We start from the raw sequence: 23,937 nt of genomic DNA, 5'->3' as shown, positions 1-23,937 counted from the left end.
GTCTCCTAAATTAATAAATGTATTTTTGTAATTGGTGATAAACTTCTTGAATCGGCAACTGCATCTCCGTAGCAATACGCTGACAGTCTTCGTATTCAAGTGTTTTTTTAGTGGTAGATCCGTACTGGTTAATTTTTACCGTAACGGGTCCAAATTCCGTATCGATTTGTTCAAATCGACGTTGCATGACCTTTCGGTCGACTTGTTGGTATCGAAAACCAATGGTACTGGTTTCTTTGAACAAGAGGGCTGAAAAATCTTCCAACTGACTTCCTTGAATCAAGAGAATCAATTCAAAGCCAGGGCGATTCTTTTTCATAACGACGCTACGATAGTAGACATCTAAAGCTCCAGCGTCCAGGAAACGGTGGATAATATAACCAAGTTGCTCTGGTGTTTGATCATCGATCGTAGTGGTGATCTCAATAATTTGATCTTCCGTGCGATGAACAACAGTGGTGCTGTGAGAGGTGTCTTCTTTCAATAGCGAACCGCGTAAAGCATTGAATTTTCCAGTCTCTCTTTTACCAAATCCATATCCCACACTTTCGATGGAAAGGTGAGAGGGGATTGGTTCAAAGATTGGTGACAATGCTTTAAGGAGGGCTAACCCTGTCGGAGTAATCAACTCCGTTTTAACTGTGAAGTCTTGAGTAATCGGAATAGTCGTTCCTTTTCTCAACTGCATCACAGCGGGAACCGGAACAGGCATTTCTCCATGGGCAACTGAAATGGTCCCACTTCCCTCAGTGAGAGGAGTAGAGTAAACTGTATCGATACCGAGCGATTCCACTAGGATGAAAAAGCTAACGATGTCGACAATGGAGTCAATTGCACCAATTTCATGGAAATGAATCTGTTCGACAGGCATGTTATGCACAGCTGCTTCGGCCTTTGCGATATCAAGAAAGACTTCAAGACTTTTTTCTTTCACAAAAGGACTCAACTGTGAAGCGGCAATCAAATCGTGGATATCCGCATAACTGCGAGCATCCGCGTGGGAATGGTGATGATGGTGTTCATGATCGTGATGATGTTCGTGATCATGATGGTGTTCGTGATCATGATGATGTTCGTGATCATGATGATGTTCGTTATCATGATGATGTTCATGATCATGATGATGTTCATGATCGTGATGGTGTTCGTGATCGTGATCGTGATCGTGATCGTGATCACGATCAAAATCACCTTCAATCCCCGTATCTTTCTCCCCGTGGTGAAGGTGAACATCGAAATCAGTTCCCCAAATTGCGCTTTTTGCGACGCGATGAACGTGGAGGTGGAAACCATCCACTCCCAGTTTCTCGAGTTTTGTGTGAAGAAGGTCGACATCTGCCCCAAGGTCCACAAGAAGACCATTGAGCATATCGCCACTTATTCCAGAAAAAGGTTCTAAAAATAGACTGGTCATCAGTTTTCCTTTCGATTGTGGTTGAGTCGATTGATCATACATGCTGAATAAGCTGCACCAAATCCGTTATCAATGTTGACGACCGTTACACCAGAAGCGCAAGAGGTCAACATACTCATCAAGGTTGTTAGCCCTTGAAGGTTGCTTCCGTATCCAATGCTGGTCGGAACGGCAATAACGGGGACATCCACAAGGCCTCCTACGACACTGACAAGAGCTCCTTCCATACCGGCAATCACGATGATCACACTGGCTTTTTGGATCTCTTCTAAGCGATTGAAGAGGCGATGGATGCCGGCGACTCCCACATCATAGATTCGGCGAACCGAATGGCCAAAGGTTTCTGCAGTGACTGCAGCTTCTTCTGCAACAGGAACATCACTTGTCCCTGCTGTGACGACCGCAATGTAGTGTTCAGGATCGGCTTCTTCCTTTTTAGAGTTGAGAACGAAGCAGCGGGCTTCTGGATAATAGTGGCCAGTCGGAAAGCGCTGAGAAAGAGCCTCTCCCTTTTGGAGAGAGACTCTTGTTGTGAGGATCGGCAATTCTTTTTGTGAAAGAAATTGCAGGATTCCTTCCATTTGCTCAACTGTCTTTCCTTCGCCGTATACGACTTCAGGGAAGCCGTTGCGACGTTGCCGGTCAGTATCAATTGCTGCATACCCTAGTTCTTTAACCCCGTTGATTTGCTCCAGCGCATCCTCAACTGAGAGATGGCCTGCTTGCAAAGAACGGAGTGTCTGTTCTAGATTGGGTTGAAAATCCATGTTTGATTCTATTCAACAACGACAGAAAGTCCGTCGCGGATAACTGCTACTTTAGCATCTTTTCCTTCACGAGCAAAGGCTTTTTCAAGCGCTTCGTCAAATGAAGTTGCAAGTTCCATATGCATACCTGTGATCAATTCAGGATCTACAAGGTCAGATACAAAGATAACATGGTGGTGTACCAAAATACGTGCCAAGATTTGAGAAGTCCATTGGTCTGGGACAGTCTCTAAACGAGGTGTATTGATGGCTTGTTCCAAGAATTCTTTTGGATCTTCTACGTCAGCAAGGTTGCGATAGAAACCTTCTCCACCGTGACCATCTGCACATCCAGCCACCATGATGATTGTTCCGCCTTCTTTGTTAGAAGCTTCGGCTGCAGTCATCCCTTTAACAGCTTGGTAGATATTTTGGTCAAGTGGGAAACCACCGTTTGTTGAAATTGTGATGTCGCTTTCGATCTTAGACACATGTGCCAAGTCTGCAACGAAGTCACAACCAACTTTGTGGGCTTCAACCATGTCCCCAGCGAAAGATCCGATGATGTGTTTTTCGCCGTCCAATACAACGTTGACGATGAAGGCCAAGTTTGCAGTACGAGCAGCGTAAAGCATATCTTCGTGGATTGGGTTGTGGTCAAGGTTACCAGTACGTGCCTTATCAGAATTGATGAAGTCACCTGAGTGGTTCGCCATGATAGTTTTGTATGATGCGATACCTGGAAGGACTGATTTACGTCCACCTGAGAATCCAGCGAAGAAGTGAGATTCGATGAATCCTTCTGCTATCAACAAGTCAGCTTCAGCAGCGATTTTGTTGATGATACAATCACCACCTGAAGGAAGTTGACCGATTTTAACCATGTCGTCGTCGTTTGTTGAAATGTGCATAACGATTTCTTCATTGTCAACGATTTCTTGGCCGTATTTGTTGATCAATTCTTCACGAGTTGAAGGACGGTGGAAACCAGTAGCAACCAAGATACGCACGCGTGCATCAGGGTTAACTGAGCGAATACGACGCAAAATGATTGGAGTGATGATGTGAGAAGGAACGGGACGAGTGTGGTCAGAACTGATCAACACGATGTCTTTTTTGCCTTTAGCAAGTTCTTCCAAAGTAGGGCTGCCGATAGGGTTATCCATTGAACGTTCAACAGTTTCTTCTTCAGACAGTGGGTTATGGAAGTTTTCCGCTTTTGACTCTAACAAACCAGCAAAGTTTTCATCTGGAATCTTTGCAACAATCGTCTTTTTGTCGTACGGTAATTTAATTTCTACCATTATTTGCGATCTCCTTTATTAATACTGATACTTATAGTATAATTCTTTTTTAAAAGAGGTGTGTGCCATTTGTTGTCAACAAATGATGACATAAAAAAACAAGAACAGGTGTATCATTAGTGTGATTTCAAGAAAGAGCAGATGGGGAGGAAAAACCGTCGTGAATTCAGAATTTTTAGTGAAATTTTTGGAAGAGAGGCGAACGCCGATCGTCAAGAAAAAATACCATAGTTACCTCTCCTATCGTGGGATCAAAGAGGATTACATCTACATCTTGAAAGAAGGTGTGGTCAAGACAAGTGTCATCATGCGTGATGGGCGTGAGTTTAACTTTTCCTATCTAAAAGCCATTGACATTGTCTCTTTGATTCGTGATGAGGTGTCCAACTATACAGACTCACCTTTCAATGTGCGAGTGGAGACAGAAGAAGCAAGTTTTTATCGTATTCCTCGGGTCAAGTTTTGGAATTTTGTCAAAGAGCATAAAGAGCTGCAGGACTATGTGAGGGACTATTATCGTAATAAACTGTCTGAAAGTATGGAGTCTCAGCAGTATATGATGATGAATGGTAAAAAAGGGGCGGTTTGTTTTCATTTGCAAAAACTAAGCAGTTTGTTTGGTGTGGAGCAAGAAGACGGCGTCTTGATTGATTTCAACATTACCAATGAAGATATTGCCGGTTTTTGTGGGATTTCGACGCGAAACAGTGTCAATCGCATTCTCAATGAATTAAAACGAGAAGGTGTTTTGGATATTCGACAGCAAAAGATCGTGATTTTGGATAATGAACGGATTGAAGAATTTATCGGAAGGGAGCTATTCTAAGATGGCAACAGAAGCACAAATCAGAAAAGAAAAAGAAGAAAAATTACAAGATATTTTACGAAAAATCGGAAAGGTAGCCGTTACCTATTCAGGTGGGATTGACAGCTCTTATCTCTTGAAGGTGGCCTTGGATACCTTGGGACCTGACAATGTTATTGCGGCCGTCGTGAACTCTGAGATGTTTTCAAATGAAGAATTCGATCTAGCGCTCGACTTGGCCGATCAGCTAGGAGCACCTGTGCTTGGACTGGAAATGAGAGAATTGAGTGATCCACGGATTGCTGCCAATACGCCCAATATTTGGTATTACACCAAACAATTGATGTACCAAACTATTAAGGATTCAGTTACAGAACTGGGCTTTAAGCAATTGGTAGACGGCAATATTATGGATGATATCGACGATTTTCGCCCTGGTATCAAGGCTAGGGACGAAGCGGGTGTCCGCAGTGTCTTGCAAGAAGCCGGCCTCTATAAGACAGAAATTCGTCAATTGGCCAAGGAAAGAGGGGTCTCCAATTGGAATAAGGTGCCATCTTGTAGCGTTGCCTCACGCTTCCCATACGGAGTGAAAATCACTTCAGAAAATGTACAACGGGTTTTTGAAGGGGAAGAGTTCCTTGTAGGACTTGGCTTTGAGCAAGTCCGTGTGCGTGTGCATGGAGACTTGGCGCGCATCGAAGTGGAAGAAGACCATCTGCTTAAAGCCATCCAACTGCATGACAAGATCAATGACTACATGAAAAAAATCGGATTTACCTATGTAGCCTTGGATTTGGCTGGATATAAGTACGGCCGGATGAATGATGCATTGGATGAAAAAACAAAAGAAAAAATTATGGCAGGTTAAGCAATGAAGGAAGTGATAAGGTTCTGGTTCGAAGAGTTGAAGCCAGAGGATTGGTTCAAAAAATCAGAAGCACTGGATCAAGAAATGCGGGAGCGCTTTGAGGAACTTTATTGGAAGGCCAGTCGTGGGGAATTGTTTCACTGGCGGGCTACGGCAGAAGGGCGTTTAGCAGAGATTTTGCTCTTGGACCAAATTCCTCGCAATATTTTTCGAGGGACTGCCCAAGCTTTTGCGACAGATTCCCTGGCCTTGGTCTTGGCCCAAGAAGGCTTAGAGCAAGCCTTGGATCTACCAGTTGTACAAAGAGGATTTTTCTACATGCCTTTTATGCATTCTGAGTCCTTAGTCATTCATGAAGAAGCCCTGCGCCTATTTGATCAACCGGGCTTAGAAAAGCGTTTGAAGTATGAGAAGATGCACATGGACATTCTTCAACAATTTGGGCGTTATCCACATCGGAATGCCATCTTAGGACGGCCTTCGACCAAGGAAGAAGAGGAGTATTTGAAAGGACATTCTGGCTTTTAAAGGAAGATGAGGCCCACAGATTTCAAAACTCTTTTCTCTCTTCATGAAATTGCCTGAAACAGCAGGCATGATGTCAGAGTTCCCTCACCAAAGCTTTTCCAAGCGTCTAAAAAATGGTATAATGAACTGTAAATTTCAGAAGTTGGAAGGAATGTAATTGCTATGATGAATATGCAAGACTTAATTTAAGATTCTTAAAGTCTTGTTATTTATCAAAATACTGATTTTAAGCGATTTTGCATTCGATAAAATCAACAATTTTTAGATGTATTACACTATATTGGACAGTAAATGGACAGTGACAGAGTATTTGAAGGAGAGAAAAAGAGGCCTAAGGGTCTCTTTTATGTTAATTACTTTTATTATTATAAATAATAATAAATCAATTTCAGAAATTATTAAACGTAATTTAGTAAGAGTTGATAGAATGAATCTTTCTAAACTTCTAAAAATTAGTTTGAGTACATTACATAACTTTTTATTTGATTATCATTTTATTGAATTATATTTTGATATAATTAATGAAATAAGATAATAAAAGGTAGAAAATATGCAGAAGATAAAAGAGAATACTGCTTTTGAAAAAATTCCTGAGATTTCAAAAAAAATAGAAGAAGTGAAAATCACCTCTTTCTATATGTTGAGCACAGATTTATATAAGATAGACAACAATAAACTAATAGAGATAATTACTAAAAAATTTGAAAATCATCCGGCTACGATTATGACACTAATAGGTACAAAAAATAATACTCTTTTAAAAAAGAAATATAAGCCATGGAAAATTCCCAAAGAGTTGCAACATTTAAAAAACAAAGTGGATGAGAAAACTAATTATTATTTAGACTTATATTTTGCAAGATTAGAAAAAGGAAAACAAAATTGTCTTTTTAGTTCTAAATCTAATCAATTTGTTAAATTTATTTTTGCTCCTTTAATAGAAGTGGATAGTGAGGAAGAATTACATTTTTTCTTTGTGACACTCACTGTTTTTCAAAACGGATCAATAGTCATAGAATTATTTGAAGATTTAAGATCATCATTCTATAGATTTGACTTTTTTCATCCGATTACAATGATGAGATGGCAAATATTTCCTGATTTTGAAAAGAGTGATAGAGAGTATTCTTTAAATACTAAACATCAACTTGATGATATATTGAAGTATATAAAAAAAGAACTTTCCTCCATAAACGGAGGATTGAAGTTAACTGAGAGTATATTTTATTTACATTTTGTTACAAATATGAAGCAGATGAATAAAATGGATTTTTTTAAAAATAAAAAACTGTATACATGGATGATAAATGCTCCCTATAGTGTTAACAATGTATCTTCAGAAATTAAATCAAAAAACTATTTAACCAACTATTATAATTTAGGTAGTATTAATTATATAAATAAAGGAGCAAATTATATAGTATGGAGTGAGGATGATTCTGACAAATTTGAATCAAATTTTTTAAGACAAGCCAGTTTCTTTTTATCTTCAGCCACTCCATTCTTTCAGTTAGTGTGTCTAGATGAGACTATTATGGATGGGCTGGAAAAATTCCAACTTTCAAATGATAAACAACTAATAAAATTTAACGAGTGGGTTCACGGTTATAAACGATCTTTTCTATATATCTATCGAATAAATCATATTGCTATTTTTGATTTATTTAATCATTTAAAAGAAAGTTCTTATTTCAAGCATGATGAATATATAGAAAAAATTAAGCAGGAGGAATACGATTTGTTAAAGGATAGAAATCAATTTAATGAGTCACAGAAGAATAGAGTTATGGAAATTATACTTTTCTTCGTTAGTTTGGTCTCTGTTTTACAAGTTGTAGATATATTTACTAAAAGTAAAATAATATTATTGATGAGTGCTCTACTTACTATAATTTTGTCGGTTAGTATGCTTATTTACAGAAACCGTAAATGATATTTAAAGTTTGATAAAATAAATGTAAATGGCATCCGAACAGTTGATTTGTATAACTGTTCAGATGCTTTTCAATTTCTATCAATATTTTTTTCGAATATGACATATTGTACTTGATTATGAATTCTGCCTTATTCTTGAAATTTATCAGGAAAAAATAACATCAATAAATGAATTAAGATACCAACCAAATATAAAATCACACTGATATCATCTTGCGAACTAGATCCTTCGAAGAATTCTTATTTATAGCAAATCGAATTTCATTTTATTGGGAGATATAGATTTCTAAAATGGAACATCGACTAACATTTATATAAAATTTATATCTTTCTGAACATATATTTGAATTTTTAATTTAAACATATTACAATTAATATTGAAGTCAAAATCAATTAGAAAAGGAATATCCAAACGTGGGTACATTATTAGCAACAAGATTAAAAAATAGACGAAAAGAATTAAAAATGTCACAAAAAGAATTGGCTGAAGGGATTTGCAAACAAGGTCAAATTAGTCGGTTAGAGAGTGGAGAATATACTCCAGGGGCAGACTTCTTGTATGCTTTATCACGCAGACTAAAAATCAGTATGGATTATTTTTTTGAAGAACATGTTGAACAGAAAATAGACGAGCTAACAGAATTTAAAAAAATAGCACGTATTTTTATTATGAATCGGAATTATGAGTCTTTAAAATATATACTTGAATTAGAAAATATTAAGACCCATCGTTTATCTTTATCTGATAAACTTTATATGGAGTGGATAAAAACACTTGTTGATTTTTATTTTTATGGAAAGAAAGACGAGGCAGTTCAAAAATTAGAGGGAGTACTTGAGCAACTAAGTACATCTGATTTGAACTATCTTCAATTCTCTAATACATTATTTAATTTTTATTATGAAGTTGGGAGTATAGAACGATTTAATAAAATTAGAGATCGAATAGAGGAAAGAGTTAACCAATTGAGTTTAAATACGATAGAAGAACTAGAATTGTCAATCAAATTTAACTATAACGTATGCCGGTATTTATGGCTCCAAAAAGATACTGAACAAGCAATTTCTAGAATTTCTACTACAATTAAACAATGTAAAGATTATAGAACTACCTATCTATTAGCAGATTTATATGTATTAATGGGAAATATAAGTAAAAGTATTTCATCAAAAGATAACACATTAGAAAATTATGAAGTTGCCCGTTTTTTGTACAAACTTGATGAGAATATCCCTATGATGCTAAAAGTAGAGCAGTATATTTTAAAATTGACGGAATAATATGTAACGATGTTTTTAAATAACATCGTTTTAAAATACAAAAAAGCATCTAATTATAAATAGATACAAAATGATTATATTATGTATTGACTTGTTATGCATGAGGTGCTAAAATAAAATGCAATAATACAAAAGGGAGGAGATCAAGAAGGATTTGTTTTTGTCATGGGTTAGCTGACTTGCTCTATTCGTGCGATGATAAGTATTCAACAAAAGATATTCAAAGAGTATTGTAGATTACTGGAAAGAAATTATTTCAATAACAAAGTACATAATGAATATAGTGTTTGAGGAGTATTAAGTGACAAAATAGGAACTTTATTATCATATGTTGCACTTAAACATAAGATAATAATTTGTGAAGAAATATTTGGAATTTTTAAATGAGGCTGGAATATGACATTAAAAACTTATTTAATTAGATGCAAACGAAGTAATTCTATATGGTTGTTTTGGATTTTTATTAATTCATTATGTGTTTATTTAAATGGTATATTGAGTGCAAAAGCAATTTCTACAATTGTAAATTTTGATTTACAGGGATTTTTGTATTTAAGTGGAGCGATTTTAGCTGTAAATTTAATATGGGTATTGCAAATATATCAAAACTCAAAAGCAAGTGAAAAAGCTATACAAGAAATGTGTACCGAAATACGTAAAGATATTGTAAAAAGTATTGAAAGTAAGGGTGTGATACGTTTTGGCTCAAAAAGTGTTAGCGCCTATACCTCATGGCTGACAAATGATCTTAATACTATTCGAGATCTTGGCTTTGAAACACTTGAATTAATGATTAGTCAAGCATTAAATATCATTTTTGCAATTATTGCCTTTTTTAGTTTCCATTATTCATTATTGTTTACAATTTTGATATTCTTCCTTTTAATGGTAAATCTCCCTAAAATATTTACAAAGAAAATGGAGAATAAAGCTGTTTACTTTACTGAGAAGAATGAAGAATTAGTTAAAGCAATTGATGATTCTTTAAGTGGATTTCGAATGTTATCCAATGCTAATCAACTTCATTTTTTAATGGTAAAAATTTTATCTTATTCAAAAAAATATTCGAAGTCCAGAGTTTCATATTCAAAAACTTTTGGTGGGCTTATGTCTGTTCAAAATGGGACTAGTTTTGTGAGTCAAATTGCCATGTTGACCCACGCAGGGGTCTTATATTTTAACCGATTAATTCCGATTGGTGCTGTATCTTCTTCTCAATATTTTTCATCAATTATATTTGCTGGCTTAACAGGCTTAACGGCAAATTACGCTGAGTTTAAAACTGTAAACAAAATATTTGAAAAGTTTGAATTGGAAGGTGATCAAAGGATTAATGAAAGTAATGTTAATAAACAAACTTGGAAGAAATTTATAGATAAAGTAGAACTTCAGTCGGTAACTATTGAACGTGACGGCAAAATTGTTTTAGATAATTTAAATGTTATAATTGAAAAAAATAAGAAGTATGCAATATCAGGGTCATCAGGTTCAGGAAAATCAACTATATTGAAGGCCATTAATGGTGAAATCCCAATTTCGAAAGGCCACATCTTCTATGACAATATCGATTCAAAAAATATAAATTTCAAGGATCTTCATGAAAATATTTCTTATGTTAGTTTGGAAGATCATATTTTTAACGAATCCATTTTATTTAATTTGACATTAGGCCGAGAAATAGAAGATTCAAAAATCGAAAAAGCATTGGAATTATTTTATTTAAGAGACTGGATTAATGGATTGAATCATGGATTGGAAACTACTTTATCAGAAATTAGCCAAGACATTTCTAGTGGACAGAAGCAACGAATTAGTTTAGCTAGAGCATACCTTGAAGAAAAACCAATTTTGATTATTGATGAGGCAACTGATGCTATTGATAAAGAAAGACGATATCAAATTGAGAAACATCTATTCTCAATGACAGAAAAAACTGTTATTTTTGTAAGCCATCATCTAGATAAAAATATAAGATCTCTTTTTGATAAAATTATATATTTGGATTAGTTTTAACATACTGAGATCAGTTGGTTAAATTAAAGATTCATCTACCAGATTTGAAAACGCACCAAAATTGGTGCGTTTTTTCTTTTTGTGATATAATAGGAATAATTTAAGGAGGACCCTCATGATCGGAGAAAATATTAAAACGTTACGCAAGGCACATAACCTAACTCAGCCTGAGTTCGCAAAGATTGTTGGTATCTCTCGAAATAGTCTGAGTCGTTATGAAAATGGGACAAGTCGAATTTCGACAGAATTAATAGATCGTATCTGCAAGAAATTTAATGTTTCGTATATCGATATCGTAGGGGAGGAAAAAATGCTCACACCAGTAGAAGATTATCAATTAACTCTGAAAATTGAAGTGATTAAAGAACGAGGGGCGAATATCTTAGCGCAACTTTATCGTTTTCAAGATGACCAAGGAATTGCATTTGATGATACTTTGAATCCTTGGGTTCTAATGAGCGATGATTTGTCTGATTTGATTAACACGAGGATTTATCTTGTTGCAACTTTTGAGGATTTAGAGCGATATAATGGCTATTTGGATGGCATTGAACGTATGCTAGAACAAGCTAGTCATCTGGTGGTGGCTTAATGAAACTAGAAGAATTTAGTCCAGATAATTTTGAACAAGCCTCCAAACGACTCATTCGTTCTTTAACTCGTGGTAAAACAACTTCATCTCAGCCTAAAGCTATTTTGCTCGGTGGACAGAGTGGCGCTGGTAAGACAACGATTCATCGTGTGAAACAAAGGGAATTTCAAGGAAATATCATTATCATTGATGGAGATAGTTATCGCTCTTTTCATCCGAACTACCTTGGCCTACAGGAAAAGTATGGTAAAGATAGTGTGGATTATACTAAAGTATTTGCGGGTCGAATGGTTGAATATCTCGTAGATGAATTGAGTAAATTAGGCTATCATTTGTTAATTGAGGGCACTTTGAGAACAACAGAAGTTCCTCGAAAAACGGCCCAATTATTGACAACTAGAGGTTACCAAGTCTCTCTTGCACTGATTGCGACTAAGCCAGAATTGTCCTATCTCAGTACCTTGATACGTTATGAAGAGCTCTATGCTATAGATCCTCGTCAAGCTAGAGCAACTCCCAAAGAGCACCATGATGGAATTGTAGAACATTTAGTTGATAACTTACGAGAGTTAGAAAATGACAAGATTTTTAATCAAGTTCAAATTTACCGAAGAGATCAATCGTGTGTTTATGATTCGCAAGTAGACGAAACATCAGCAGCAGTAGTCCTACACGAATGCCTATTTGGAAAATGGAATAAGGTGGAAAAAGAGATGTTGAAGTTGGGACAGGAACGGTTGAGAGAACTGGGAGGAATTGATAAGTGACGAAGGGCTAATTTATGAGTACATGATAAATTGCAAGAATAAGTGCAACATTTACTTGAACTCATCCTCTTAAAGCACTGTCAGAACAAAGCGTACGTCTAATTTTAAAGAAGCTGGTTAAGAAAAACAACTTATCTTTAACTATCACGCCACATATGTTCAGACACAGCTTTGCTACAATGCTACTGGATAAAGATGTAGATATTCGTTATATACAGCAAATACTTGGACATAGTTCTATTTCTGTAACTCAGATCTATACTCATGTGTCTCAATCAAAACAAAAAGAAATACTCACTCTGTGTAATCCCATATCTTCCATTCGTTCTCGACCACAAAAGTAAAATAACTATAGCTAAATCAAAGCAGTTTGATGATTCCCCTCTAGAAATTTTTACTCTATTTATTTTAAAAGAACAAGTATCTAATTTCATTATTATCAACAAAAGGTAGTTCTATATTTTTGAACTACCTTTTACATATTATAAATATTTCGTGTCTTCTGTTTTATTTAGATTATGTGATTTTCTCTAGCTAAAGATACACTTTTTTATGAACAATCTTCCAGGAGAACTTTATCAATAATTTCTTATTTTAATTTAGGAAAATAAGAACGATTCTTTACTTTTTTTGCGATTTCTATTCCATAACGATCAATCAATTTAATCATGTACTGAAGATTAGAAATGTTTATCCCAAATTGATTAGAAAGACGTCTAAAGCTCTCCCCTTGCTTTCTCAATTCATATATTTTAACTATATCCTCATACATAATAAAAGCACCCCAAAAGTTAGATTTTTTCTGTCTAACTTTTGGGGTGCAGTTCAGAGTAGTCGATTTCTATCTATTTCCTTTATTTTTAACTTGAAATTTTCTAGCTTTTTTAAAACTTCCATTATTCTGTCTCGTAGATATATTTTTAGACCGCTGATCAACTTTATGTTCTTTTTTAAAATTATTCTGCATAACTTTCTGGTTCATTTTCTATTCCCTCACTTTCCTTAAATGGATTGTTAATAAATAACAAATAAAATCCTACTAATACCGTAAATATATTTATCGTTATTCCTAGAATATGTATATCCGAATAAAATTGAGGAACTATTAAGAATACAATTGAAAATAAAGCATATAAGCTTGAATTAGTAGAGTAGATTAACCCCATATTTTCATAGTTATATTCAGAATAAATCATTTTTTCAAACATATTACCAGATATACCAATAATTATAAAGGATAATCCAAATAGCAAAAGCTTAATCAATGGAATTGGTATTACAAATACTAAGAATAAAGAGAAGCCCGATACAATATAATCAATAAAGAAAAACTTTTTATATGATATTTTTATCCTAGGTGCCACAAAAGCACCTGTCAAATCTGCTAATCGTTGTACTGCCAATACCAACCCAAGATACTGAATGGGAATTCCTTCCGATACAAGATATAAGGGGGCTAAAGTTAAAAGTAGATCTGTTCCACCACTTAAAATTGACTCTGTAATTACAATAAAAGACGCAAATTTTGATTCTCGAAAAGCAGAAATTGTGTCCAAGAGTTGAAAAGTTGATTCACTTTCGCTTTCTATATTTTCAGACATACCATCTGACTTTTTTTTATCAGGTATATCTAACCTGATTTTCAACATAAAGTATATCGCAGCTACAAAAAATGGAATACTCATATTGAAAACAACAAAATAGGATAACACTCCTAACAGTAACGAGGCAAACAGGTTACTAATAATGTCTAACACATTTGAAGCCATATACTGAACATCTATAGATTTGTTTATCGTTTCTTCATCATTTTCTAATGTTTCTGGAACAATCTTCATTTGTAATGTGTTGAGTAGATTTGTTGATAAACTAAACAAAAAATTAAAAATATAAAGATAGAATACTTCAAAGCGATATCTTAAGCATAGAATAGTAATGAAAATTATAAAAAGTTGAAGAACTTGAAAAGTTACTAGCCAGACTTTATCTCTTTGGATTTTATTTACAAAACTTCCATAAAAAACGGCAAGTAAGTTAGGGATAAAACCTATTAGAGTAAATAAAGATAACTGACCAGCTTCAATATTATAAACTTTGATTAACCCAATCGACAATGCAATGAAGTAAAAACTATCTGCAATATTTCTAGAAGATCTACCTAATATCAAGTTTTTAAAGTTACTACTGAATTTTTCTAATATCATGTTGATATACCTCGAAATTCATACAATCGATTTGGATATAATTTGTTATATTTAATAATCCTGTCAAGGAATCCAATACTTTGTAGGAAATAATTGCTGCTGCCATATACGATATCGGTGAAATTACACTGTACGGTGTCTTACTATTTAAAATATGATCATCTGATATCATAAAATTCCCATAGAACTCTCTTAAAGAAAGAGTTTCTCCAGGAATAATGTGCAAATAGTTTATTACTGTAGATGCGTAGGAACCCACTATAATTGGTTTATTATACTTATGTGCTAAATCATCAAACCAATAGTCAATTTCGATACTTGGAGTATCAGCACAACATAGTGCAATATCAAAACTATATGATTTAAAAAGTTTCTCTAAGTCATTCTTACATCTCAACTGTTTGGATATAGTCACAACTTTTGAATCAGAAATTGCTTGAATATTTCTTTGTATTACCTCTACTTTTGATTTACCTATATCAGATTTTTTAAAACCGCTTTGTCTAGTCAGATTTGATTCTTCTACAATATCAAAATCAACTATAATGAATCTCCCTACTCCTAATCGAGCTAATATTTCCACAACCGTAGAACCAATGCCACCTACACCGACAATTAACACTGTAGATTCTAATAGCCTTTTCTGATACTCACATGGATTTAAGTTTTTAGAAAGATCTATCCATTCAAAAAAGTTGATATTACGAGAGTATTTTGTATCATCGTATTGATTATTAGTTAACAATCCTTTTGATAACATAAATTTTACAATTTTTCGCTCTTCAATAGATAACTGTTGAATGTCAACATCCTCGTCTAACTTTTTAATCAAGTTGATATTCATCTCATTACAATCAATATCCCTCTCAAGAGAAACATTTCCAAAACCAAATTTTATTTTATCATTCAACACATAAGGCTGAAGAGTTCTCTTTACTCTCACTTAGATAACCTCCATTTTGAAAAGTAGTAATCTATACAAAACAGAGTTTGGAGTTAGTAAGCTCCAAACTCCAGTGTAATTAACGGCCTCCTACACGATGACCAGGGAATGTTTGTACTGCAACAACAGTCATTTTCTTTTCCTCCTTCTTCTACTACATAATATTAAAACTCACATTATTAAATAAGATAATATAGTTCCAACAATGTAGATATTTCCTTACTAAGTAAAGACAAAATAAGATATAAAAATACGATTTGCTAGCTTAATTTTCATCTGCGAATAATATTAGCTGGACCCGGATCAATTTCTGTAGCCATTTTATGAATTTGAGGTTTCCCTACAATCCCTAGCAGAATTAATCCAATAACTAGCATTGTAGCAATTTTCCTAAACAGACTTCTCATATATCTCTCCTTTAATTTTCTTGCATTTATTTTAGCACTCCAGCATCATGTTGTCAATATATTTTATAAACTTTTTTTATTTTTTTTTTATATAACTCATTTTTGTATCTGTGCAATATTAAAAAAACGATGCTCAATTGAACATCGTCTTCATTATTCTGCCATATTTGCAATGTAATGTTCGACTTTCAAAGCCATTGACATATTTTCATCCAATTTATAAAGAAAATGTGCTGTCTCAAAATATTCTTTTACCGAAATCTTAGAAGAAAAGTCCTTACTTACATTTCCCATCAATAAATACAAATCAGCTAAAAGATAAGTTGTTCTGTAAGCCTGACACTGCTTTATAGTAGTTGTGATTTTAGTAATAGCTTCTTCAATATTATTCTGCAGCCATAGATATCTACAAACGTTATAGTTGAACTTAATAAATAGTTCTAACTCTTCAAGTGTATTTAAATTGAGTTGATTTACTTGATACTCTAATGTTTCTCGAATCTCATCAAATCGCGTTAAATCTCCAATATCGTAATAAAAATTGAATAGAGTATTTGAAACTTGGAGATAGTTCATATCAGAAATACTTAACTGTGACAGCACCTTCTCCAATCTTTCAACTGCCTCCTCTTGTTGCCCATAGAAATAAAAATCTATCAGAGATTTTATCCACTCCATATAAAATTTATCTGCTAGAGATAAACGATGAGACTTTACATTTTCTAATTCATATATATATTTCAAAGACTCATAATTTCTATTTATGATAAATGTATGTGCTAATTTCTTAAACTCTGCTAACTCATCAACCTCCTCAACAATCTGCTCATCAAAAAAATAATCCATACTAACTTTTAATTTCTTAGCAAGTGCATGCAAAAAATCCGCCCCCGGAGTGAACTCTCCACTCTCTAATCGACTAATTTGCCCCTGTTTACAAATGCCTTCGGCCAATTCTCGCTGGGACAATTTTAATTCTTTTCGTCTATTTTTTAATCTGGTTGCTAATAATGTACCCACGTTTGGATATTCCTTTTCTAATTGGTTTTGACTTCAATTTTAATTGTAACATGATTAAATTAAAAATTCAAATATATGTCCAGAAAGATACAAATTTTATATAAAAGGTGTCAAATGTTTTTTGATCTACCTCGTCTTCTTTTGAAAATAATCTACTCAAATAATTTCTAGTTTGTCAAATTAAGTTAAACTTTTCATGTAACTCAGAAAAACATATATGGGATTTGAGAGTTCAAGTAATTCCTAAAAGTCTTTGAAATTAAAAACGCATAATATCAGGTATTCAAAAAACTGATATTATGCATTTTATTTTAGTCTAAATTAGGGAAATTATTTCCAGATAAAGTTTTTGGCAAGCCTCTTATCTGTTTAAGGTACATTTCCCCATCGAAATGAGCGAGCTACTCTTATTAAACGATCAAAAGAGTTAGGTTTACCTAATTATGGTTTTCAAATATTCCGCCATACTCATGCGTCTTTAATGCTCAACGCTGGAGCAAATTGGAAAAAACTGCAAGAACGTATGGGACACAGATCTATTTCAACCACAATGGATATCTATACGAAATTAGATCCTAACCGAAAGAATGAAGCAGTCGATATTTTAATAGAACGACTTGCACAAATTAAAAAAAACTAATTAGAGACTATTATATTTAGCTATAATAAATCACTTTACAATTAATGTAAATTTTATAATGTTACTATAAAATTTTAGGTATACAAAGATCTATAGATACTTTATTGGTAAGATTAATTTTATAACATTACTACAGTTAAAAAAATCCTACATTATAGTTTCAATTGTAAAAAACTCATTATTGATATAGGAATGTTCTCAGAGATTTTTCAACTACTTTTGTACAATGTAAGTCAAATACAAAATTACCTACTTAATAATAGTTTAGAATTTTTTCAAAAAAGGCCTTAATGGTTGAATTATATAATCTTTAACAGTATAATCAAGGTAGTAGCTTTATCAGGAGGTTCTATGCTACAATATAGCGGGTGGCACGGCACCACCAATAAAAGGAAAAATAAGATCCTATCTGCTGGTTTTTCTTATAAAAAATATGAACCTGGTATTAGTAAACAGAGACATCCGAACGACTTGGGTAATGGTGTTTACTTTTTTCTGCCTTTTAATAACGATACTGGTAAAACTATTGCTTCTGCTTATGTAGCAAAGTATAAATCATTTGAACTAAGCAAACCTGGGGTTACGCCCGGATTAGTTAATGCCGAAATCACTATAAAATCTATAGACAATATTTTTATTTTAGATGACCCAACAAACCAAAGTCTATTAGATGAATATCGACAAAAGGCATATATTGAAATTGAACGTGAGATTGCAGGTATTTCAGATAGCGGAGCCAAAAATAGAGCTACTCTTCTTAACCAAAATCAAGGGTTAATTATTGAACTGCTACTTGATTTAGCGTCTCAGTATGGAAAGAATTTTAAAGCCGTACAGTCCAAAACATATACTGATATTTCATTTTTACCAGTGATTAACGGCAAGAATGGAGAAGAAATTTGTATCCGTGATTTAAATTGTATTACAAATATTTTATAAATAAGGAGGCTTTTATGAGTTTATTATCAAACTTTTTAGGAACTGAAGAATTTTCTTTGATGGATTCTCCAATGTTTCAAGAATTAGTTGAAAATATTAAGGCCAACAAAATCTATTCAGTAAACAATGAATTTGATTATTATTTGAATATGTCAGGAAGTCCTAAAAAATATAAAGATGAAATACATTTTACCTCTCAATTAGATAATCAAAATGATTTTTATGATTTGAATTCTATAAATAAAGTAGATGCAATGTCTAAATATATTATAAAAAACAAGAAATCATGTTTTTCATATTTCCCAATAGATTCTGAAAACTTAATTACAACAAAAGAAAGTAGTGAGGTGGCAGCTTAATGTCCTCTTTACAATTTAAAGATTATTTTTTAAATGAAGTATCATATCGAAGAAATCCTAGTTTTGATCAAACAAATAGTACTATTAATTTAAAACCTGAATTATCTGCACAAATTTTAATAAGAAAGTCTGAAAATCTTGCTTACGTTAACTTAATAACAAAGCAAGGAAATATACATTCAGATGATTCTGCTTTTGAGCTTATTGTAGATATTGTTGGAGAATTTTCGTTTATATACGACAAAACAGAATTTGATATTAGTTTTGAAACTTTTCTTAAAGAGAATGGTTTAGCAATTCTTTGGTCCTATATTCGGCCTATTGTATCTGACATGATCACTCGTGGTAATGAGTTCCCAAACTTCTTATTACCTGTCATTAACATTAAAAAAATGCTTGAAGAAAAAGATTCAATCAAGTTAACATACGAATAAAAATAGTGTAATGTTTTTCAAAGATCCAATGACGTGCTTTTTCTACTTTAATGTACATTTAGAAGGTCTTTAGGAAAATATAAATAAATAAGTAAAATTTGTGATGAAAATAAATACACCCAAAGAGTTTTGTATTGTAGTGATGCAAGTTAAAACTCTACCTTTTTCACTACCTTTTTTAAAATAAAAATAATGATTAGGATATTTAAAAGAAGAGGAACTTTAGTGTGAAGTTCCTCTTTTTGTTATTTGTTCTTTTACTTATAAATTGTAATATCTGTTTTGAACACCTCGTATTTGAATGAATTTCAATATATGCTTAATATCAATGTTTCCACATGTTTTTAAGAAAGAAATATTTCATCTAATTGAATAACTTTCAATTGAATGGTGTGAATTTTACCCTAAAAATAAACGAATTGAGCTAGATTTCACCAAAAAGTTCACACCATTTGAATTGTTACTGTTTTGTACTTTTTATAGATTTAGAATTCTTTGTTTTCAAATAGTTTAGTGTCAATGTAAAAAATTACTATTGAATAAATAACAGTTAAAAGTAGTTGAATGGTGTAGCTAATTATCGAAATATTCCTTTCTTAAGAACTGGTTTTGAAAGTATGGGTTTCAGTTGGACTAAAAGCAGCTTAATATCGAGACTTTTCAGAACGATATTTACTGATTGATTTCATAAAATTTGAATCAAAATTTCTTAAATAGATGTAAAGTATCTTACAAAGTTCTTTTAGCAAAGAAAGATATTGAAAAAGAAACTACCTCAATATATAACATTAGAGTACAAAAATTACAACATCCACGGGATTCTCTTATCATCTAGTATTTCATTGGCATGTAATGAAGCTATTTCATGTTCAATAATTTTTAATAGATCGGTTTCCTCAAGTAATCGAAGTATTTCAATATTTTTTTGTATTAGCTCCTCGTTGGAATCACATATTCCAATTCTAATTGAATGAAAAGCAATTGCATCATATCGCTTAAGTAATTTTGCTGTCTCAACAACTATTGAGCAGATATAACTACACATAGGAAAGTGTTTATAATAAAAATAAACAGTAGACAGATTGGATAGTATTGCAAGCTTTAAGGGTAATATATCATGGAAATTAGAGTATTTTTCTAGTCTTTGAAGTACTAACTGTGTAGTATCTATAATTGTCTCTAAAGGAAGGCAGAAAAGAATAGAATTTAAAATTTTAAAATCTGATTCATACCACGTATCATGATGCTCTAGATCATTCCACAAACAACTTACAAGATCTTTCGTCAGTAAATCCTTGTTGGATAGTCCATGCTCTCTAATTTGAAGTATTATCTTCAAAGAATAGTAAAATTTTTGAATAGAGATATCGTAATTGGTTTTTAGATAAGACTCGCATTTATTTATAATATATTCAAGTTGTTCTGTTCCGCTAATTGTATGAAGATTACTTATATCATTAATTATTTCAGTATGTTTATTAGGACGATAAAGATTACATATATAATCGAATTCATCAAAACTCATATTGATTTGTTGAAGTAAGAAAGCCATGTTCTCATACTTTGGAACAACATTCCCATTTTCTATCTTAGAAAGAGTTGTAGTAGACAATACATTTCCACACACATCTGACTGTCTTAAATTTTTTGATTTTCGAATTTCTTTATAAATTTTACCAAAATCATATCTCATAATATAACCTCTAAAACAACTTGAAAATAGTTAAAAAAATAATTGGTAATTCTGAATGTATTGTATACTTTAGTTAGATGAAAAGCAAATAAAAAGAAAATATTTTGGGAAGCGATCAGGTGTTATTTTCTCGTGTTCCTTAATTATCACTATGTAATTATATAGGATTGCTGTTATGTTAGATAGCAATTGGAGGTGAGTACATTGGTTTGTATAACATAAAATTTGTTAGGCTAAATTTTTATAAATTTATTATTGTAGTTATAATTATATACAGCTGTACATAAGTTACTAAGGAGTAGGAAAAATGAAAAAATTATTAGCATTGGGATTAGTTGCTGGTGCAAGTGTTATGTTGTGTACAGGAACTATCGTTAAAGCAGAAGAAAGAATGACAAGTCAACAGATTGAACAAGTAACTCAAGGTCTGGAGGATGATCAATATGTATTAACCACCCCTGGAGGAGGTATTATAACTAACAAAGATGGGAGCGATAATTTTCCGTCAGAACAGGTGGCTAGTGAAGGAAAGGTAATGAAGGTAGCTGACTATAAAAAATATCTAGCTACGCAAGATATTTCCCAAAACCAAGAAACTCCTTCTGGCACTACATTCTTTGGTGCTTGGATTCCGACTCGCGTGCATGTCTTATATCCAAATCAAGAGTATCAATCTAATCCGTTTTATGCAAGAGGTTGGCGCTATGGTGAAGAACGCTTTAAACCATCTAGAGGTAGTGGAGACTACTTGTATTGGCAAGCTCAAGGCGATAGTGGTTTAGTAGAAGATGGATATGGTATTTCGGTTGTAGTAAATGATGGTGGGTATGTAGCTGTAAATAGTCGACGGGGAACATTTTTCAAAACATATAATCCTAAAACAGGATCAAGATATAAAGTAAGTAATCCTGTTTAATATAGGAGGTAGAAAGATGGCAAAGAAAAAAATGTTAGTAACTCTCTCAGTTTTATCATTGGGTTTGGTTTCATATGTTTTATTTAAACCAGCTATTGCAGAGACTACTAGTGGCATAACAAGAGAAAACAAAACTATAGAAATTTATAAAGATTTATTAAAAGGTAAATCAGAAAAAGAAATTAATGACTACTTTTCTGATTTACCAGACAGTAAATTGATTATTGCAGATAAATCAGGAGGTTATACAACTAGCTTAACTGATGACTATAGTAATCCTGTGGAATCAACTGATGAAAATGGCAATGAGGAACTAAAATCATTCCACGATAAAAGTGTTGCTGCAACAGTTGGTGAAATTAAAGAAGCGTTAAAATAGAAAAAACTAGGTAATCAAAATACTGGTAATAAGAAGGGTTCTACTGAAAGTGTAGAACTCTTTTTCATATTACTTGTTAAATGGTTGTAATTTGGATTTTCTTAAGTTGAACTTGTAAAATAGAAGTGTATACATTTTTAATCTATAGTCGTAGAGATTTAGTAAAACTATAGCCAAATATAGATCTTTTTTAAAATGTACTAATGTCTGTTATAATGGACATTAGTTGAAATTTCCATTATAACAGACATTGATACAGTTTTGTAACATTATTTTGGTATAGTAATATTATAAAATGAGGCGAGAAACATGAGAAAATTTGTTAGCATATTATTGTTGTCATTATCAATAATTACGCTAATTGCTTGTACTAAAAATAAGCAACAATCTCTGGATGGCGAATACTATTGGATATCAAGTGAAAGAAATGAATTAGCATTTATTATAAAAGGGAATAGAGGTTCAATAAAACACGGAGAAGCTGATAGTTTTACAATTGATCAAGAAAGTAACACCTTCCTTTTATCAGGAGAAGGTAGAGCTGATTCAACAGTAAAATATAAAGTTAAGGATGGCACCATTACAGTCGATATATCTGGAATAGAACATGAATATTACCAAAAAGGAAGTAAAGCATATAATAAAGCACTTCGACAGTATAATAAGTAGAAATAGAGCGATGAAGTTTGGATTTCTTATTTATATTAGGTTATTAGAAAACACCCTGAAAGATAGATGGAAATCTAACTTTTGGGGTGTTATCAATTTTAAGGCGTTGAATATGTCTTTATTTTGTGAGTGAAACACGGAAATCATTGTATTTGCTGTAATCAAAATCTTCATTGAGACCTGTTACAAACACAATTGGTGTATAATGGCCCTCTTCCAAAATGAAACCGGCTTTTACCTTGGCATTGGCTCCCCCAAGTCCAGCAATACCTGGAAGAAGGGCATCAAAAGCTCCAGGTTCGTCTGTTTCCCAGTAATAGATATTACCAGAAGCTTGAACAGCTTTTGCTCTAGTCGTTGCTGTACGAATTGGGTTCACATCTGCTTGATAAAAGTTTGCTGTCGTAGTTACCGTTCCGTCCGCAGCCACTGTCATTTGGACATCTTTTGCGATTTCAGTTGTACCTGTCCAAGTCCCTACCAGCTCTGCAGGAACCATTTGAGATGAATCTGTAGCTTTGTCACCACTTGTTGTATTAGACGCTGTGGTTGTTTGACTTGATTGTGTTGTTTCTTCTGGACTAGATTCAGTAGCTTTTGTATTTTTCTTTTTAGAAGACTGATTTGTTTTATTCTGACCAGATTTCATAGAAGTCTGTGTTTCTTTTACAGAAGAACTGTTCTCCTCTTTTTTAGAACCACAAGCTACTAGTAGAGTTGCAGAAGTTAAGCCTAAAAGTGCTAAACTTGTCCATTTTTTCATAATTATAATACCTCACCTAAATTTATATTAGCTATTATATTACAAAGTTATAGAATGTCAAGTTTTTTTGAAATATTTTTGTAACATTTGTAATTTATCTAAATTTTTAAAGGGTGGCGCATAGGGTTACAAAGTAAGAGATTTCTATATTCTTTGTTACATAATTATCAGAAATAGAAAATCAACGTAAGAAAACTACTGTTAGAGTCTCATTGGTACAAAATTCCCAACAATAATTCCTACAATTCTAGGATCTTCATCATACGATAAAAAAATATCTTGATACTTTAGATTGATAGAAACTAATCTTAATCC

At 33.0% G+C, this 23,937-nt stretch carries 22 protein-coding genes and 4 pseudogenes; 16 read left to right on the top strand and 10 right to left on the bottom strand.

Annotated features, from left to right (window positions below; translation table 11 throughout):
* Positions 1-10: 10 nt before the first annotated feature.
* From larC to larA, 3 genes are read right to left on the bottom strand one after another with little or no spacing between them, the layout of a single operon-like run.
* The gene (gene larC, locus ACESR9_RS05970) at positions 11-1,414 is read right to left on the bottom strand and encodes a nickel pincer cofactor biosynthesis protein LarC (RefSeq protein ID WP_373106018.1); all 1,404 of its coding nucleotides are present in this window, start codon (positions 1,412-1,414) and stop codon (positions 11-13) included.
* On the bottom strand, positions 1,414-2,181 hold the full coding sequence (gene larB / locus ACESR9_RS05965; RefSeq protein ID WP_049497124.1) for a nickel pincer cofactor biosynthesis protein LarB: 768 nt from the start codon (positions 2,179-2,181) through the stop codon (positions 1,414-1,416). Before larB ends, larC begins: the two co-directional genes overlap by 1 nt.
* Positions 2,182-2,189: 8 nt before the next feature.
* Positions 2,190-3,464, bottom strand: a complete 1,275-nt coding sequence (larA, locus tag ACESR9_RS05960) for a nickel-dependent lactate racemase (RefSeq protein ID WP_049497126.1) — start codon at positions 3,462-3,464, stop codon at positions 2,190-2,192.
* A gap of 160 nt (positions 3,465-3,624) precedes the next feature.
* On the opposite strand from larA, the gene ACESR9_RS05955 reads away from it, so the two are divergent.
* From ACESR9_RS05955 to ACESR9_RS05915, 9 genes and pseudogenes are all read left to right on the top strand, one after another.
* Positions 3,625-4,290 carry a Crp/Fnr family transcriptional regulator gene (locus ACESR9_RS05955; RefSeq protein ID WP_045759927.1) on the top strand — a complete coding sequence of 222 codons (666 nt, stop codon included), beginning with the start codon at positions 3,625-3,627 and terminating at the stop codon, positions 4,288-4,290.
* A 1-nt stretch (position 4,291) separates the two neighbouring features.
* Entirely contained in the window at positions 4,292-5,140 is an 849-nt protein-coding gene (gene larE / locus ACESR9_RS05950; protein WP_023919180.1) for an ATP-dependent sacrificial sulfur transferase LarE, read from the top strand.
* A gap of 3 nt (positions 5,141-5,143) precedes the next feature.
* Positions 5,144-5,668 (top strand): DUF924 family protein, encoded by a 525-nt coding sequence (locus tag ACESR9_RS05945; protein ID WP_070507038.1) that lies wholly within the window; start codon positions 5,144-5,146, stop codon positions 5,666-5,668.
* Positions 5,669-6,218: 550 nt separating this feature from the next.
* Entirely contained in the window at positions 6,219-7,601 is a 1,383-nt protein-coding gene (locus ACESR9_RS05940; protein WP_373106012.1) for a hypothetical protein, read from the top strand.
* A gap of 416 nt (positions 7,602-8,017) precedes the next feature.
* Positions 8,018-8,884 (top strand): helix-turn-helix domain-containing protein, encoded by an 867-nt coding sequence (locus ACESR9_RS05935; protein WP_373106009.1) that lies wholly within the window; start codon positions 8,018-8,020, stop codon positions 8,882-8,884.
* A 396-nt stretch (positions 8,885-9,280) separates the two neighbouring features.
* The gene (locus ACESR9_RS05930; protein WP_373106006.1) at positions 9,281-10,891 is read left to right on the top strand and encodes an ATP-binding cassette domain-containing protein; all 1,611 of its coding nucleotides are present in this window, start codon (positions 9,281-9,283) and stop codon (positions 10,889-10,891) included.
* Positions 10,892-11,012: 121 nt separating this feature from the next.
* A complete protein-coding gene (pezA, locus tag ACESR9_RS05925; RefSeq protein ID WP_371608937.1) occupies positions 11,013-11,489 on the top strand; it encodes a type II toxin-antitoxin system antitoxin PezA in 477 nt (158 codons plus the stop codon).
* Entirely contained in the window at positions 11,489-12,256 is a 768-nt protein-coding gene (pezT, locus tag ACESR9_RS05920; protein ID WP_373106002.1) for a type II toxin-antitoxin system toxin PezT, read from the top strand. Before pezA ends, pezT begins: the two co-directional genes overlap by 1 nt.
* 62 nt (positions 12,257-12,318) lie before the next feature.
* Positions 12,319-12,600 (top strand): annotated as a pseudogene (locus ACESR9_RS05915) (tyrosine-type recombinase/integrase); the annotation flags it as partial.
* 248 nt (positions 12,601-12,848) lie between these two features.
* Here the strand turns inward: ACESR9_RS05915 and ACESR9_RS05910 are convergent.
* The 4 genes and pseudogenes from ACESR9_RS05910 to ACESR9_RS05895 all read right to left on the bottom strand — a co-directional run.
* Positions 12,849-13,028 (bottom strand): annotated as a pseudogene (locus ACESR9_RS05910) (IS3 family transposase); the annotation flags it as partial.
* Between the two features lie 184 nt (positions 13,029-13,212).
* Positions 13,213-14,460 (bottom strand): MFS transporter, encoded by a 1,248-nt coding sequence (locus tag ACESR9_RS05905; protein ID WP_070594332.1) that lies wholly within the window; start codon positions 14,458-14,460, stop codon positions 13,213-13,215.
* Positions 14,438-15,403: a HesA/MoeB/ThiF family protein gene (locus ACESR9_RS05900; RefSeq protein ID WP_070594331.1), complete on the bottom strand. Its 966-nt coding sequence runs from the start codon at positions 15,401-15,403 to the stop codon at positions 14,438-14,440. The genes ACESR9_RS05905 and ACESR9_RS05900 overlap by 23 nt, the downstream gene beginning before the upstream one ends.
* Before the next feature lie 560 nt (positions 15,404-15,963).
* The gene (locus tag ACESR9_RS05895; RefSeq protein ID WP_049514389.1) at positions 15,964-16,830 is read right to left on the bottom strand and encodes a helix-turn-helix domain-containing protein; all 867 of its coding nucleotides are present in this window, start codon (positions 16,828-16,830) and stop codon (positions 15,964-15,966) included.
* A 388-nt stretch (positions 16,831-17,218) separates the two neighbouring features.
* On the opposite strand from ACESR9_RS05895, the pseudogene ACESR9_RS05890 reads away from it, so the two are divergent.
* The 4 genes and pseudogenes from ACESR9_RS05890 to ACESR9_RS05875 form a co-directional block, all read left to right on the top strand.
* A pseudogene (locus ACESR9_RS05890) lies at positions 17,219-17,470 on the top strand (tyrosine-type recombinase/integrase); the annotation flags it as partial.
* A 351-nt stretch (positions 17,471-17,821) separates the two neighbouring features.
* Positions 17,822-18,409 (top strand): hypothetical protein, encoded by a 588-nt coding sequence (locus tag ACESR9_RS05885; protein ID WP_141751568.1) that lies wholly within the window; start codon positions 17,822-17,824, stop codon positions 18,407-18,409.
* A 14-nt stretch (positions 18,410-18,423) separates the two neighbouring features.
* Positions 18,424-18,768, top strand: coding sequence for a hypothetical protein (locus ACESR9_RS05880; RefSeq protein WP_003002962.1), 345 nt, complete (start codon positions 18,424-18,426; stop codon positions 18,766-18,768).
* Positions 18,768-19,202: a protein-export chaperone SecB gene (locus ACESR9_RS05875; protein WP_003003041.1), complete on the top strand. Its 435-nt coding sequence runs from the start codon at positions 18,768-18,770 to the stop codon at positions 19,200-19,202. Before ACESR9_RS05880 ends, ACESR9_RS05875 begins: the two co-directional genes overlap by 1 nt.
* 802 nt (positions 19,203-20,004) lie before the next feature.
* On the opposite strand, the gene ACESR9_RS05870 is transcribed toward ACESR9_RS05875, so the two are convergent.
* Positions 20,005-20,895, bottom strand: a complete 891-nt coding sequence (locus ACESR9_RS05870; RefSeq protein WP_049514386.1) for a helix-turn-helix domain-containing protein — start codon at positions 20,893-20,895, stop codon at positions 20,005-20,007.
* Positions 20,896-21,202: 307 nt separating this feature from the next.
* Here ACESR9_RS05870 and ACESR9_RS05865 point away from each other — a divergent pair, with 307 nt between their 5' ends.
* From ACESR9_RS05865 to ACESR9_RS05855, 3 genes are all read left to right on the top strand, one after another.
* Positions 21,203-21,811, top strand: coding sequence for a hypothetical protein (locus ACESR9_RS05865; RefSeq protein WP_315378018.1), 609 nt, complete (start codon positions 21,203-21,205; stop codon positions 21,809-21,811).
* A gap of 16 nt (positions 21,812-21,827) precedes the next feature.
* Positions 21,828-22,190, top strand: a complete 363-nt coding sequence (locus tag ACESR9_RS05860; protein ID WP_049474682.1) for a cytochrome c-type biogenesis protein — start codon at positions 21,828-21,830, stop codon at positions 22,188-22,190.
* Positions 22,191-22,499: 309 nt separating this feature from the next.
* On the top strand, positions 22,500-22,859 hold the full coding sequence (locus tag ACESR9_RS05855; protein WP_373105996.1) for a hypothetical protein: 360 nt from the start codon (positions 22,500-22,502) through the stop codon (positions 22,857-22,859).
* A gap of 118 nt (positions 22,860-22,977) precedes the next feature.
* Here the strand turns inward: ACESR9_RS05855 and ACESR9_RS05850 are convergent, their stop codons facing one another.
* Both ACESR9_RS05850 and ACESR9_RS05845 read right to left on the bottom strand, forming a co-directional pair.
* Complete coding sequence (locus tag ACESR9_RS05850) at positions 22,978-23,622, bottom strand: hypothetical protein (protein WP_373105993.1); 645 nt, start codon at positions 23,620-23,622, stop codon at positions 22,978-22,980.
* A gap of 201 nt (positions 23,623-23,823) precedes the next feature.
* A pseudogene (locus tag ACESR9_RS05845) lies at positions 23,824-23,937 on the bottom strand (DNA-binding protein); the annotation flags it as partial.

The organism is Streptococcus parasanguinis, assembly GCF_964238605.1.
Classification (GTDB): domain Bacteria; phylum Bacillota; class Bacilli; order Lactobacillales; family Streptococcaceae; genus Streptococcus; species Streptococcus parasanguinis_AJ.
This window is presented reverse-complemented; position numbering and strand designations above follow the sequence as displayed.